This window comes from Serratia sp. HMSC15F11, assembly GCF_001808215.1.
Taxonomy (GTDB): Bacteria; Pseudomonadota; Gammaproteobacteria; order Enterobacterales; family Enterobacteriaceae; genus Serratia; species Serratia nevei.
Map to the genome: position 1 here is coordinate 115,552 of NZ_KV792503.1, position 12,918 is coordinate 128,469.

General features: G+C 62.0%; 14 protein-coding genes. 5 read left to right on the forward strand and 9 right to left on the reverse strand.

What is annotated here, in order from left to right; all coding sequences use genetic code 11:
- Nucleotides 1-58 precede the first annotated feature (58 nt).
- From HMPREF3138_RS22490 to pspA, 6 genes are all read right to left on the reverse strand, one after another.
- Nucleotides 59-1,120, reverse strand: coding sequence for a YcjF family protein (locus HMPREF3138_RS22490; RefSeq protein WP_004930545.1), 1,062 nt, complete (start codon nucleotides 1,118-1,120; stop codon nucleotides 59-61).
- Nucleotides 1,117-2,514: a YcjX family GTP-binding protein gene (locus HMPREF3138_RS22495; protein WP_038880359.1), complete on the reverse strand. Its 1,398-nt coding sequence runs from the start codon at nucleotides 2,512-2,514 to the stop codon at nucleotides 1,117-1,119. The genes HMPREF3138_RS22490 and HMPREF3138_RS22495 overlap by 4 nt, the downstream gene beginning before the upstream one ends.
- On the reverse strand, nucleotides 2,495-2,761 hold the full coding sequence (gene pspD, locus HMPREF3138_RS22500) for a phage shock protein PspD (protein WP_071605347.1): 267 nt from the start codon (nucleotides 2,759-2,761) through the stop codon (nucleotides 2,495-2,497). The genes HMPREF3138_RS22495 and pspD overlap by 20 nt, the downstream gene beginning before the upstream one ends.
- 96 nt (nucleotides 2,762-2,857) lie before the next feature.
- Complete coding sequence (gene pspC / locus HMPREF3138_RS22505; RefSeq protein ID WP_004930552.1) at nucleotides 2,858-3,217, reverse strand: envelope stress response membrane protein PspC; 360 nt, start codon at nucleotides 3,215-3,217, stop codon at nucleotides 2,858-2,860.
- Nucleotides 3,217-3,444: an envelope stress response membrane protein PspB gene (pspB, locus tag HMPREF3138_RS22510; RefSeq protein WP_038880365.1), complete on the reverse strand. Its 228-nt coding sequence runs from the start codon at nucleotides 3,442-3,444 to the stop codon at nucleotides 3,217-3,219. The genes pspC and pspB overlap by 1 nt, the downstream gene beginning before the upstream one ends.
- Nucleotides 3,445-3,507: 63 nt before the next feature.
- Nucleotides 3,508-4,173, reverse strand: coding sequence for a phage shock protein PspA (gene pspA, locus HMPREF3138_RS22515; RefSeq protein WP_025303000.1), 666 nt, complete (start codon nucleotides 4,171-4,173; stop codon nucleotides 3,508-3,510).
- Between the two features lie 184 nt (nucleotides 4,174-4,357).
- On the opposite strand from pspA, the gene pspF reads away from it, so the two are divergent.
- Nucleotides 4,358-5,365, forward strand: coding sequence for a phage shock protein operon transcriptional activator (gene pspF / locus HMPREF3138_RS22520; protein WP_038880368.1), 1,008 nt, complete (start codon nucleotides 4,358-4,360; stop codon nucleotides 5,363-5,365).
- Between the two features lie 192 nt (nucleotides 5,366-5,557).
- Here the strand turns inward: pspF and zigA are convergent, their stop codons facing one another.
- The 3 genes from zigA to folE2 are packed head-to-tail and all read right to left on the reverse strand — an operon-like array spanning nucleotide 5,558 to nucleotide 8,232.
- Nucleotides 5,558-6,745 (reverse strand): zinc metallochaperone GTPase ZigA, encoded by a 1,188-nt coding sequence (gene zigA / locus HMPREF3138_RS22525; RefSeq protein WP_038880371.1) that lies wholly within the window; start codon nucleotides 6,743-6,745, stop codon nucleotides 5,558-5,560.
- A 10-nt stretch (nucleotides 6,746-6,755) separates the two neighbouring features.
- Nucleotides 6,756-7,316: an LbetaH domain-containing protein gene (locus tag HMPREF3138_RS22530; protein WP_025303003.1), complete on the reverse strand. Its 561-nt coding sequence runs from the start codon at nucleotides 7,314-7,316 to the stop codon at nucleotides 6,756-6,758.
- On the reverse strand, nucleotides 7,306-8,232 hold the full coding sequence (gene folE2 / locus HMPREF3138_RS22535) for a GTP cyclohydrolase FolE2 (RefSeq protein WP_038880374.1): 927 nt from the start codon (nucleotides 8,230-8,232) through the stop codon (nucleotides 7,306-7,308). The genes HMPREF3138_RS22530 and folE2 overlap by 11 nt, the downstream gene beginning before the upstream one ends.
- A gap of 204 nt (nucleotides 8,233-8,436) precedes the next feature.
- Here folE2 and sapA point away from each other — a divergent pair, with 204 nt between their 5' ends.
- The 4 genes from sapA to sapD are packed head-to-tail and all read left to right on the forward strand — an operon-like array spanning nucleotide 8,437 to nucleotide 12,917.
- Nucleotides 8,437-10,086, forward strand: coding sequence for an ABC transporter substrate-binding protein SapA (gene sapA, locus HMPREF3138_RS22540; protein WP_038880377.1), 1,650 nt, complete (start codon nucleotides 8,437-8,439; stop codon nucleotides 10,084-10,086).
- Nucleotides 10,083-11,048: a putrescine export ABC transporter permease SapB gene (sapB, locus tag HMPREF3138_RS22545; protein ID WP_038880380.1), complete on the forward strand. Its 966-nt coding sequence runs from the start codon at nucleotides 10,083-10,085 to the stop codon at nucleotides 11,046-11,048. Before sapA ends, sapB begins: the two co-directional genes overlap by 4 nt.
- On the forward strand, nucleotides 11,035-11,925 hold the full coding sequence (gene sapC, locus HMPREF3138_RS22550; protein ID WP_004930580.1) for a putrescine export ABC transporter permease SapC: 891 nt from the start codon (nucleotides 11,035-11,037) through the stop codon (nucleotides 11,923-11,925). The genes sapB and sapC overlap by 14 nt, the downstream gene beginning before the upstream one ends.
- Complete coding sequence (gene sapD / locus HMPREF3138_RS22555; protein WP_019452674.1) at nucleotides 11,925-12,917, forward strand: putrescine export ABC transporter ATP-binding protein SapD; 993 nt, start codon at nucleotides 11,925-11,927, stop codon at nucleotides 12,915-12,917. Before sapC ends, sapD begins: the two co-directional genes overlap by 1 nt.
- The last annotated feature ends 1 nt before the right edge of the window (nucleotide 12,918 follow it).

Consider the following 12,918-nt stretch of genomic DNA (forward strand, 5'->3'; position numbering starts at 1 on the left):
TACGTTCGGCGTCGGCGCCGTTGAGAAAACGGCGCTCCTGAGAGCGCCGTCGTGGGGGTTATTTGGCCTTGCCGTCGCTCTTTTTCAGCGTGTCTTTCAACTGGCCGATCAGCTGGCTGCGGAAATCGCCAAGCTTCGGCTTTTCCCCTTCCAGCCACGGCAGCGGGCGGCACAGTTCCATCGCCTTGATGCCCAGCCGCGCGGTCAACAACCCGGCGCCGATGCCCTGCGCCGCACGCGCCGACAGCCGCGCCGCCAGATCCTGCGACATCCAGTCCATGCCCACTTCGCGCACCAGCTCGGAAGCGCCGGCGAAGGCGATGTTCAACAGCACCAGCCGGAACAGACGAATGCGGCTGAAGTAGCCCAGCTCGATGCCGTACAGCGCGGCGATGCGGTTGATCAAACGGATGTTGCGCCAGGCGATAAACGCCATATCCACCAGCGCCAACGGGCTGACGGCGATCATCAGCGTCGACTCGGCGGCGGAGCGGCTGATTTCGCGCCGCGCCTGGTTATCGAGCACCGGCTGCACCAGTTTGGCGTACAGCTCCACCACTTCACGATCGTTTTGCGTTTCATGCAGCGACGCCTGCCAGCGCTGCAACGCCGGATGCCCCTGATCCAGCCCGGCCTGACGCGCTAGCTTCTCGCAGAATTCGCGCCCTTGCCCCAGCCCGTGGCTGTGCAGCAGCTCGCGCGCCACGTCGCGCTCTTCCGCGCGCTGGCGCAGCCGATACAAACGCCGCCACTCGGTGACCACCGAACCGACGCCAGCGAACACGATCAGGCCGCCGGCCACGCCGCCGCCCATGGCGATCCAGTCCTGCTGCACCCAGGCGGTATGCACCCACTGCACGCCCTGCGCCACCACGCTGACGCCGAACAGCGCCAGGCCGGCGGTGACCATTTTGCGCCACAGGCTGCGTTTAGGTTTCAGCGCGGCGTTGATGATGCCTTCGGCGCGCCCTTCTTCCTCTTCCTGCTGCAGCTCCGGCGCCGCCGGGAAAAAGCTTTCTGCCTGTTCGGCATCGAAAGCGACGCCGGCGCGCAACGCCGGCTCCTGCGGCGGCTGCAGCGGCTCGTCAAAATCGATACGCGGTTTGATCGGCTCGCTCATCGCAATTTGTCTCCCAATAAAAACTCCATCACCGCATCCAGACGGATGTGCGGCAACGGGCTGTCCACGCTCATGGCGCGCGGTCGAAACTCATCGAAGTGGAACCCCTGGCTCTGCCAGAACGCCGGCCCCGGCAGGCGGGCGGGCACTTCGCCGGGGAACACCGTCAGCGGCGCGCCGTCGCTCAGGCGGTTGCCCTTCAGCGCCGGAATGCGTTGCCCCTGATGATCGACGATACCGCTCTCGGTCGCCTGCACCGAGGCCAGGCCGACGCAATCCATGCTGATGCCCTCGAACGCCGCATTCTGCCACGCCTCTTGCACCAGCTGTTGCAGCAACGACACCAGATTGGCGTGCTGATCGGCGGTGATATGGTCCGCCTTGGTGGCGGCGAACATCAGTTTGTCGATGGTCGGCGAGAACAAGCGGCGGAACAGCGTGCGCTTGCCGTAATGGAAGCTCTGCATCAGCTGGGTCAACGCCAGACGCATATCGTTGAACGCCTGCGGGCCGCTGTTGAGCGGCTGCAGGCAGTCGACCAGCACGATTTGCCGATCGAAACGGACGAAATGTTCTTTGTAGAAGTTTTTGACGATCGACTGGCAGTAGTAGTTGAAGCGAGCGCGCAACATGCCGATGTTGGTGTGTTTGTCGGCCTGCGCCAACTTCGATTCACCGATCGCAGCCACGTCGGGCCACGGGAAAAACTGCAGCGCCGGCGCGCCGGCCATATCGCCCGGCAGCACGAAGCGGCCCGGCTGAATAAAGTGCAGCCCTTCGCTTTTGCAGCGCAGCAGATAATCGGTGTAGGCCTGGGCGATCGCCGCCAGGCGGTTTTCATCGGCCGGGGCCAGCGGATCGCAGGCCTTGCACAGCTCAAGCCAGGGCTTGGCCCATTCGGCGCGTTCGCCCTGCAGCAGCCCGGTCATCTGGCGCGACCAGGCCAGGTAGTCCTGCTCGAGCATCGGCAGATCCAGCAACCATTCGCCGGGATAATCGACGATCTCCAGGTACAGCGTGGAGGTGTCTTTAAAGTGGCGCAGCAGCGAGTCGTTGGAGCGGTAACGCAGCGCCAGACGAATTTCGCTGACGCCGCGCGTCGGCGTCGGCCAGGCCGGCGGCGTGCCGTATAGCTGCGCCAGCCCTTCATCATAGGTGAAACGCTGGATGCCGAGATCGCGCTGCGGGATGCGTTTGACGCCCAGCAGGCGTTCTTCGCGCACCGGTGAAAACAGCGGCATGCGCGCGCCGCTGTGCACATGCAGCAGTTGGTTGACGAAGGCGGTGATAAAGGCGGTTTTGCCGCTGCGGCTCAGGCCGGTCACCGCCAGGCGCAGATGGCGATCCATTCCGCGGTTAACCAGCGAGGTTAACTCATTTTGCAGTCGTTTCATTGCTCTCCTTGATGTAACGCCCGAATGCCTTGTTCAGGCCTTTACGGAACAGCGGTTCCAGCACCAGCGCCAGCACGAAGCGCACCGGTTTGCGGCCGACGGTCTTCAACAGCCAGCCGGCGGCGCCCGCCGGGCCATAGTTCAATAACGCTATGATGATGACTTTAGCCAATGTCTTCAACATTGCCGCCGCTCCTCGTTTAAATCCACCCGTTCTGGCGGTGTTTGCGACATCGATTTTATTCATGACAATGCCCTCCGGCACAAGACGATTAAGGTTACATTCACGGGATAACGGCGGCGAAGATACCCGGCCTATGCAGGCCAGGTATCGCAAGAAGGGTTACAGCTTGCGGAAACGGCTCTGTACGCCGAAGGTATCGGACGTCACGTAGCGCTCGACCTGACGCAGCTGCTGCTCGCCGCTGCCCAGCTCATACTCCAGCTGATCGAGCAGCTGGCGCGGCGTCTTCTGATGCTCGCCTTCGAAGCGGCTGGCCGGCGCTTCGTCCAACACGAACACCAGCGCGATATAGGCCACCAGCGTGAAGAAGAACAGCCCGAAGAACAGCGACAGCACCACCATCACGCGAATCAGGCGCACCGGCACGTCGAAATAGTGGGCCAAACCGGCGCAGACGCCTTTCACCATGCCTTCTTCGGGAACGCGATAAAGCTTTTTACTGCCCAGCGTCGTGCTCATCAGGACTGTCTCCAGTTCGGGTGTTCCGTATCGAGGATCTCTTCCAACGCCTGAATGCGTTCACGCATGCGTTTGGCGTCTTCCGCCAGCTGCGCCAGGCGCTGCATTTCTTGCTGACTCAGCTGGATGCCGGCCTGTTGCCGATTGCTGTAATGCAGCCAAAGCCAAATCGGCGCGACAAACAGCACGAAAATTGTCAGCGGAATGGCAAGTAATAAAGCACTCATTGTTATTCCTTCTTATCGGGTCCTGGATAGGCGGCCACCTCCGGCGTGTGGCCGCGGTTCGCCTTACTCTGAGCGGTTCATCTTGGCTTTCAGCGCCGCCAGTTGCTCACTGATGGCGTCGTCGGCCTTCAGTTCGGCAAACTCTTGGTCCAGCGACTTCTTTTTACCGATGCTGATGCTTTCCGCCTCGGCTTCCATGTGGTCGATGCGGCGCTCGAACTGTTCGAAACGCGCCATCGCCTCATCCAGCTTGCCGCTGTCGAGCTGGCGGCGCACGTCACGGGAAGAAGACGCGGCCTGATGACGCAGCGCCAGCGCCTGCTGCCGCGCGCGGGTTTCGGTCAGCTTGTTTTCCAGCTCGCCGATTTCGCTCTTCATGCGCGCCAGCGTTTCTTCTACGGTCGCCACTTCCTGCGTCAGCGTGGCGATCAGATCGGCCACCTTTTGTTTTTCGATCAGCGCCGCACGGGCCAAGTCTTCTTTATCTTTGCGCAGCGCCAGTTCGGCTTTTTCCTGCCAGTCGCTTACCTGGTTTTCACCCTGCTCAATGCGACGCAGCAGCTGCTTTTTCTCAGCCAGCGCGCGCGCCGACGTAGAGCGAACCTCAACCAGCGTGTCTTCCATCTCTTGGATCATCAACCGCACCAGCTTCTGCGGATCTTCCGCCTTGTCCAGCAGGGTGTTGATGTTGGCGTTCACGATGTCGGCAAAACGAGAAAAAATACCCATAATTCACTTCCTCTTGGTTCTGATGGCGTCTGAAGCGCCGCGTTAAGTCGTACAGCTTGCCCAAAGATATAATCAAAACCCGTGCCAACTTTTATATCACTGAAAAATAACGAATATTATTTTTTGACTCTCTGCACGCTTGCTGTAGAGTGATTATTTTCACCAAACATTGGCGAATTTCATCATGAACGAACAGCCAGAGAATTTGTTGGGCGAGGCAAACGCCTTTGTCGAAGTCTTGGAGCAAGTCTCCCAGGTCGCCAAGCTGAACAAGCCGGTGCTGGTGATCGGCGAGCGCGGCACCGGCAAGGAGCTGATCGCCCACCGTCTGCACTACCTCTCCAACCGCTGGCAAGGGCCGTTCATCTCGCTTAACTGCGCGGCGCTGAATGAAAACCTGCTGGATTCCGAGCTGTTCGGCCACGAGGCCGGCGCGTTTACCGGCGCGCAAAAGCGCCATCTGGGGCGCTTCGAGCGCGCCGACGGCGGCACGCTGTTTCTCGATGAGCTGGCGACCGCGCCGATGCTGGTGCAGGAGAAATTGCTGCGGGTGATCGAATACGGCCAGCTGGAGCGCGTGGGCGGCAGCCAGCCGCTGCGGGTGGATGTGCGCCTGGTGTGCGCCACCAACGACGATCTGCCGGCGCTGGCGGCGGCGGGCAAGTTCCGCGCCGATCTGCTGGATCGGCTGGCGTTCGACGTGGTGCAGCTGCCGCCGCTGCGCCAACGGCGGCCCGATATCATGCTGTTGGCCGAGCATTTCGCCATTCAAATGTGCCGCGAGCTGGCGCTGCCGCTGTTTCCCGGCTTTACCGAGCATGCCAGGAGAACGTTGCTCGAGTATGGCTGGCCGGGCAACGTGCGCGAACTGAAAAACGTGGTGGAGCGCTCGGTTTATCGCCACGGCGACAGCGACAGCCCGCTGGACGACATCGTCATCAACCCGTTTGCGCCACGCGAGGCCACGCCGGTCACGCCCGTTCCTGAAGGCGCCGGCGCGTTACCACCGCTGCCGCTGGATTTGAAACACTGGCAGCTTGAGCAGGAGAAGGCATTGATCGAAGCGGCGCTGCAGCAGGGGCGCTTCAATCAGCGCAAGGCGGCGCAGCTGCTGGGGCTCACCTATCACCAGCTGCGCGGCATGCTGAAAAAGCATGCGCTGCTGCAAAACGGCGAAGCGGACGAGGAATAACAGGCAAAAAAAAGCCAGCACCCGAGCTGGCTTAAAAAACACTGGAAGCAATGTGAGCAATGTCGTGCCTTCCACATCAGAGCCGCAAACTGTGGCCTTCCGTGAACTGCCAGGCGATGATAATAGTTATCAGTATCGTCTGTAAAGCACTTTGTTGAGAATTTTTCTCATTACCACACGAAGATTGCGCAATTACCACTCAGGGAACGGGTCTGCCATGTCCAGCCAATAATCCACGCCGGCGGCCATTTCATCGTCGCTCAGCAGGCAGTCGTCCAGCAAACGCACGATCGTCGCCTGCTGCAGATGCTGGCCGATAAACACCAGTTCCTGGCGCATATCGCCAAACGGCTCCACCCATTTTTCCTGAATGTGCGCCCGCGCTTCGGGATCCTGCGGCCAATTATCTTGCGGGATGGCGCGCCAAAAGGTGCCCGCGAGGCCGTAGTGGGCGATGCCCCCTGCCTGGCTCCACTGCCCGGCCTGCCGCGGCCGCGTCGCCAGCCAGAAAAAGCCTTTCGAGCGCAGCAGCTTGCCGCCGCCCCAGTCGCCGTTGATCACGCGGTAAAACTTGTCCGGCGCAAACGGCCGCCGCGCCTGATAGACGAAGCTGCTGATGCCGTAGTTTTCCGTTTCCGGCACGTGTTCGCCGCGCAGCTCTTTCAGCCAGCCGGGCGCCTGCTGCGCCTTTTCAAAGCTGAAGCTGCCGGTATTCAGCACCGCCTCCAGCGGCAGTTTGCCCGGCGCGATCGGCATAATGCGGGCATCGGGGTTCAGGCTGGCCAGCAGCGCCATCACTTCGCCTTGCTGGGATGGCGTCAACAGATCGGTCTTACTGACCAGGATCACGTCGCAGAACTCAATTTGCTCAATCAGCAGATCCGCCACGCTGCGCAGATCGTCCTCGCCCAGGCTTTGGCCGGCCTCCTGCAGGCTTTGCGCCTGCTGGTACTGCTGGATGAAATTCACCCCGTCGACCACCGTCACCAGGGTATCCAGCCGGGCGAACTGCGACAGGCTTTCGCCCTTTTCATCCTCAAAGGTAAAGGTTTCCGCCACCGGCAGCGGCTCGGAGATGCCGCTCGATTCGATCAGCAGGTAATCGAAACGCCCGTCCTGCGCCAGCTCACGCACCGATACCAGCAGGTCTTCGCGCAGCGTGCAGCAAATGCAGCCGTTGCTCATCTCCACCAGCTTCTCTTCCTGGCGATCGAGATGCACGGCATTTTCCACCAGCGCGGCGTCGATGTTCACTTCGCTCATGTCGTTGACGATCACCGCCACGCGCATGCCCTGCCGGTTGTTCAGGATGTGGTTCAGCACCGTGGTTTTGCCGGCGCCGAGAAAGCCGGAAAGCACGGTCACGGGAAGTTGTTTCATGGGAGCCTCATTAAAATTCATTGCGTAATGCCTGGTAACCGCGCACCAACTCGACGTTAGTGGCGGCCACTTCTTCCGAAAACTGCAGCGCGCCGCGATCGACCTGGCGATAGCGCGACAGGTCGCTGTCCGGCCCTACGCGCTCGGTCGAGGGGATATAGCGGTTTTCCGGCAGCGTCACGCCGTCCACCACCGCGTTGTAGCGCACCACGCAGCCGGACTGGATGTGGCAGTTGAACAGCACGCTGTTGAAACCGATAAACACCCGATCGTCGATGCGACACGGGCCGTGGACGATGGCGCGGTGGGCGATCGAGCTGTAACGGCCAATGGTGACCGCCGCCCCGCTCTTGGAGTGGATCACCACGCCGTCCTGAATATTGGAGTGCGAGCCGATGACGATCGGCTCCATGTCGCCGGCGGCGTTCAACTCGTCGGCGCGGATCACCGCATAAGGGCCGACGTAGACGAAATCTTCGACGATCACCCGGCCGCAAATAATGGCGGTGGGGTCGATGTAGGCCAGCGGCGAGACCTGCGGCAGATGGCCGCTGGGATTTTTACGCAGCATGATTTTCTCCCCGCCAGCTCAGCTCAGCCACCGCATTGTGGGCATGCAGGCTCTCCTGATGCTCGACGCGCAGCGAGAAGGCGCGGTAATCGCACTGGCTGCGCAGCATGCGATACAAACGACGCGCCGCATCTTCGCAAAACATCAGGTTCTGACCGTTGGCCAGCGCGAAGGCCTGCTCGTCGCGGCGTTTCACCAGCGTTTGTACCGGCGTGCCCAGCGCGTGTTCGATGCGGTCGATCAATTTCACCGGTTCGAACGCCCGTTCATTCTCGGGTGTCACGGTGACCCAGGCCCAGCTGCGCTGGCTGTGAGGGGTGGCCGGCATTCCCTGCTCCAACAGCCACTCGCTCACCTGCCGTTGGCTGACCCGCTCCGCCGCCTGTTCAAAATCAAACTGAAACTGTTGCTGCGCCAACTGACGGCTGAGCGCCGCCGAACTCGGGCAGGTAGAGGAGTAAGGCACGCCGACGGTCAGCGCCAGCGTCAGCCTGTTCGTCAGGGTTGCCTCGATGCGCAGCGGGTAAGCCTTCCAGCCGCGCTGCGGCGACAGCAACGCCGGGCGCGACAGCAGCAGCTCGCCGCCGATCGCCAGTTTGCCGCGATCGCTGTGTTCCGGCTGCGAATCCAGAAAGGCCTGCAGCGTTCGGCCGATGCGCTGCGGCGTCAGCTCGCCCTGCGTCAATTCATCCAGCGCCAGATACAGGCGCGACATGTGAATACCACGTTCGCCCGCCGCTTCGGCGCGCAGGTTGATGCAGGCGTCGACTTTGGCCATCAGTGGCTTGCCGGCCAGCTCCAGCGGCAGTGCGATCCCTTGCATCCCGACCCAATCGAGCCCGACATCACTCATTTCGCCGCGCCATGCCTGAGCGTCCGGCAGCGAACGGCGTGGTGGAAGTGCAACTTCGTTCATACATCCCCTTGCGTTATTGTGACTTTGCCGGGGAACGGTAACATGATTTTGTTATATTATAACATAACATGAAAAACTTTTTTCTTGCCCCTGAAAGGGATGATTAATCAAGTCGCAGAAAACTCAGCGATTTTGCTCAATGGATTGGGCTGCCGGTCAGAGTGCGATACACTAACGCTATTGCTGATTAACCCATGAGCCTCTATGCGTGGTTTACCCTTTTGGATACTGTCGTTGTGCCTGACGGGCTCTGCCCTGGCCGCGACAACACCGCCCGCGCCCGCCGCGGCGCCGCTGCCGGACATTCGCCAGAGCGGCTTTGTCTATTGCGTCAGCGGCATACTGAATACCTTTAACCCGCAAATGGCCAGCAGCGGCCTGACGGTGGATACCCTGGCCGCCCAGCTGTACGATCGCCTGCTGGACGTCGATCCCTACACCTACCGGCTGATCCCCGAGCTGGCGCAAAGCTGGGAGGTGCTGGACAACGGCGCCACCTACCGCTTCCATCTGCGCAAGGACGTGCCGTTCCAGACCACCGCCTGGTTCACGCCTACCCGCAAGATGAACGCCGACGACGTGGTATTCAGCTTCGCCCGCGTATTCGATCAGAAACACCCTTATCACGACGTGAACGGCGGCGAATACCCCTATTTCGACAGCCTGCAGTTCGGCGATTCGGTGCAGAGCGTGAGAAAGCTCGACGACTATACGGTGGAGATTCGCCTGCAGTCGCCGGACGCCTCTTTCCTGTGGCACCTGGCGACCCACTATGCGCCGGTGCTGTCCGCCGAGTACGCCGATCTGCTGACGCGTGAGGGCCATCAGGAGCTGATCGACCGCGAGCCGGTCGGCAGCGGCCCGTTCCTGCTCAACGAATACCGCTCGGGGCAATATATTCGCCTGGCGCGCAACGCCGCCTACTGGAAAGGGCTGCCGCGCATGCCGCAGGTGGTGATCGACCTGGGCGCCGGCGGTACCGGCCGCCTCTCCAAGCTGCTGACCGGCGAATGCGACGTGCTGGCCTATCCGGCGGCCAGCCAGCTGTCTATCCTGCGCGACGATCCGCGCCTGCGCCTGACGCTGCGCCCGGGGATGAACATCGCCTACCTGGCGTTCAACACCCGCAAACCGCCACTCGACAACCTCAACGTGCGCCAGGCGATCTCGCTGGCGATCAACAACCAGCGGTTGATGCAGTCGATCTACTACGGCACGGCGGAAACCGCTGCCTCGATCCTGCCGCGCGCCTCCTGGGCCTATGACAACGACGCGCACGTCACCGAGTACGATCCGGCCAAATCGCGCGAGATGCTGCGGCAGGCCGGCGTCGGCCAGCTGAACCTGAAGCTGTGGGTGCCGACCGCCTCGCAGTCTTACAACCCGAGCCCGCTGAAAACCGCCGAGCTGATCCAGGCCGATCTCGGCCAGGTGGGCATCAACGTCACCATCGTGCCGGTAGAGGGCCGCTTCCAGGAGGCGCGCCTGATGGAGATGAGCCACGATCTGACCCTGACCGGCTGGGCCACCGACAGCAACGACCCGGACAGCTTCTTCCGGCCGCTGCTGAGCTGCGCGGCAATCCGTTCGCAAACCAACTATGCTCACTGGTGTGACCCGGGCTTCGATGAGGTGCTGCAGAACGCGCTGCTGTCGCAGCAGCTGTCTCAGCGCATCGACAATTACCGCAAGGCGCAGAAAATCCTCGAGCAGCAACTGCCGGTGCTGCCGCTGGCCTCTTCCCTGCGGCTGCAGGCCTACCGCTACGACATCAAGGGATTGGTGCTGAGCCCGTTCGGCAACGCCTCGTTCGCCGGGGTGTACCGTGAATCCGCGCCGGAGGTGAAAAAGTGATTATCTTTACCCTGCGCCGCATTCTGCTGCTGCTGATCACGCTGTTCTTCCTGACGCTGGTCAGCTTCAGTCTGAGTTATTTCACGCCGCGCGCGCCGCTGAACGGCGCCGCCCTGCTGGACGCCTATCAGTTCTACTTCGTCAGCCTGCTGCACTGGGACTTCGGCGTCTCCAGCATCAACGGTCAGGCGATCAGCGAACAGCTGCGCGAAGTGTTCCCGGCCACCATGGAACTGTGCCTGCTGGCCTTCGCTCTGGCGCTGTTTATCGGCATTCCGCTGGGCATCATCGCCGGCGTGCTGCGCGGCAAGTGGCAGGACACCGCCATCAGCACCTTCGCGCTGCTGGGCTTTTCGATGCCGGTGTTCTGGCTGGCGCTGCTGCTGATGCTGTTCTTCTCGCTGCACCTGGGCTGGCTGCCGGTTTCCGGCCGTTTCGACCTGCTGTATCAGGTGAAGCCGATCACCGGTTTCGCGCTGATTGACGCCTGGCTGTCGGACTCGCCGTACCGCGCCGAGATGATCGGCAGCGCCCTGCGCCACATGATCCTGCCGATCGCCGCGCTGGCGGTGGCGCCCACCACCGAAGTGGTGCGCCTGATGCGCATCAGCACCGACGACGTGCTGAGCCAAAACTACATCAAGGCCGCCGCCACCCGCGGCCTGTCGCGCTTCACCATCATTCGCCGCCACGTGTTGCACAATGCGCTGCCGCCGATCATCCCCAAACTGGGGCTGCAGTTCTCCACCATGCTCACGCTGGCGATGATCACTGAAGTGGTGTTCAGCTGGCCGGGCCTCGGACGGTGGCTGATCAACGCCATTCGCCAACAGGACTATGCGGCGATCTCCGCCGGCGTCATGGTGGTCGGCACGCTGGTGATCACCATTAACGTCTTGGCCGACATTCTGGGTGCGGCAACCAACCCGCTGAAACATAAGGAATGGTATGCCCTTCGATAACGTATACCGCGAGAAAAAGATGCCAAGCCCGCTGCGCTACACCTGGCGGATTTTCTATGGCGACGCGCTGGCGATGATCGGTTTTTACGGGGTGATCGCCCTGCTGCTGCTGTCGCTGTTCGGCAGCCTGCTGGCGCCCTATGCGCTGGATCAGCAGTTCCTCGGCTATCAGCTGCTGCCGCCGTCCTGGTCGCGCTACGGCAACGTGTCGTTCTTTCTCGGCACCGACGATCTCGGGCGCGACATCCTCAGCCGTCTGTTGACCGGTACCGCCGCCACCTTCGGCTCTGCGTTGGCGGTGACGCTGGCCGCGGCGTTCTGCGGGGTGATCCTCGGCGTGTTCGCCGGCGTCACCCACGGGCTGCGCTCGGCGGTGCTCAACCACATTCTCGATACCCTGCTGTCCATCCCGTCGCTGCTGCTGGCGATCGTGGTGGTGGCGTTTATCGGCCCCAAACTTGAACACGCCATGCTGGCGGTGTGGCTCGCCTTGCTGCCGCGCATGGTGCGCACCATCTACAGCGCGGTGCACGACGAGCTGGAGAAAGAGTACGTGGTGGCAGCGCGGCTCGACGGCGCTTCCACGCTGCAGATCCTGTGGTACGCAGTGATGCCGAACATTGCGGCGGTGCTGGTGACCGAGTTCACCCGCGCGCTGTCGATGGCCATTTTGGATATCGCCGCGCTCGGCTTCCTCGATCTCGGCGCGCAGCTGCCTTCGCCGGAATGGGGAGCGATGCTCGGCGATTCGCTCGAGCTGGTGTACGTCGCGCCCTGGACGGTGATGCTGCCCGGCGCGGCCATCCTCGTCAGCGTGCTGCTGGTTAACCTGTTAGGCGACGGTATGCGCCGCGCAATCAATGCCGGGGTGGAATAATGCCGTTACTCGATATCCGCAATCTGACGATTGAATTTATGACCGCCGAAGGGCCGGTCAAGGCGGTCGATCGCGTCAGCATGACGCTGACCGAGGGCGAGGTGCGCGGCCTGGTGGGCGAATCGGGCTCCGGCAAGAGCCTGATCGCCAAAGCCATCTGCGGCGTGACCAAAGACAACTGGCGCGTCACCGCCGATCGCTTCCGCTTCGACGACATCGATCTGCTGCAGCTGAGCCCGCGTGAGCGGCGCAGGCTGGTGGGCCACAACGTCTCGATGATTTTCCAGGAGCCGCAGTCCTGTCTCGATCCTTCCGAAAGCATCGGCCGCCAGCTGGCGCAGGCCATTCCGGGCTGGACCTACAAGGGCCGCTGGTGGCAGCGCTTCAACTGGCGCAAACGCCGCGCCATCGAACTGCTGCACCGCGTCGGCATCAAGGATCACGACGACATCATGGGCAGCTTCCCGTACGAGCTGACCGAAGGCGAGTGCCAGAAAGTGATGATCGCCATCGCGCTGGCCAACCAGCCGCGCCTGCTGATCGCCGATGAGCCGACCAACGCCATGGAGCCGACCACCCAGGCGCAGATTTTCCGCCTGTTGGCGCGCCTCAACCAGAACAACAACACCACCATTTTGCTGATCAGCCACGATTTGCAGATGATGAGCAAGTGGGCCGACCGGGTGAACGTGCTGTACTGTGGGCAAACGGTGGAAAGCGCCCAGTGCGAAGAGCTGCTGGCGGCGCCGCACCACCCTTACACCCAGGCGCTGATCCGCGCTATGCCGGACTTCGGCCGCTCGCTGCCGCACAAGAGCCGGTTGAACACGCTGCCGGGTGCCATTCCTTCGCTGGAACACCTGCCGATCGGCTGCCGCCTGGGGCCGCGCTGCCCTTACGCACAGAAGAAGTGCATCGAAACGCCGCGCCTGCGCCCGGTCAAAAACCACTTCTTCGCCTGCCACTTCCCGCTGAACATGGAGGAGCAATAAC

Excerpts from the sequence above, each read along its gene's own strand:
- pspF (WP_038880368.1), top strand. The coding sequence starts at position 4,358 with ATGAACGAACAGCCAGAGAATTTGTTGGGCGAGGCAAACGCCTTTGTC.
- pspC (WP_004930552.1), bottom strand. The coding sequence starts at position 3,217 with ATGAGCACGACGCTGGGCAGTAAAAAGCTTTATCGCGTTCCCGAAGAA.
- sapD (WP_019452674.1), top strand. The coding sequence starts at position 11,925 with ATGCCGTTACTCGATATCCGCAATCTGACGATTGAATTTATGACCGCC.
- folE2 (WP_038880374.1), bottom strand. The coding sequence starts at position 8,232 with ATGAACGAAGTTGCACTTCCACCACGCCGTTCGCTGCCGGACGCTCAG.
- sapC (WP_004930580.1), top strand. The coding sequence starts at position 11,035 with ATGCCCTTCGATAACGTATACCGCGAGAAAAAGATGCCAAGCCCGCTG.
- pspA (WP_025303000.1), bottom strand. The coding sequence starts at position 4,173 with ATGGGTATTTTTTCTCGTTTTGCCGACATCGTGAACGCCAACATCAAC.
- HMPREF3138_RS22530 (WP_025303003.1), bottom strand. The coding sequence starts at position 7,316 with ATGCTGCGTAAAAATCCCAGCGGCCATCTGCCGCAGGTCTCGCCGCTG.
- sapA (WP_038880377.1), top strand. The coding sequence starts at position 8,437 with ATGCGTGGTTTACCCTTTTGGATACTGTCGTTGTGCCTGACGGGCTCT.
- zigA (WP_038880371.1), bottom strand. The coding sequence starts at position 6,745 with ATGAAACAACTTCCCGTGACCGTGCTTTCCGGCTTTCTCGGCGCCGGC.
- HMPREF3138_RS22490 (WP_004930545.1), bottom strand. The coding sequence starts at position 1,120 with ATGAGCGAGCCGATCAAACCGCGTATCGATTTTGACGAGCCGCTGCAG.
- pspB (WP_038880365.1), bottom strand. The coding sequence starts at position 3,444 with ATGAGTGCTTTATTACTTGCCATTCCGCTGACAATTTTCGTGCTGTTT.
- pspD (WP_071605347.1), bottom strand. The coding sequence starts at position 2,761 with ATGAATAAAATCGATGTCGCAAACACCGCCAGAACGGGTGGATTTAAA.
- HMPREF3138_RS22495 (WP_038880359.1), bottom strand. The coding sequence starts at position 2,514 with ATGAAACGACTGCAAAATGAGTTAACCTCGCTGGTTAACCGCGGAATG.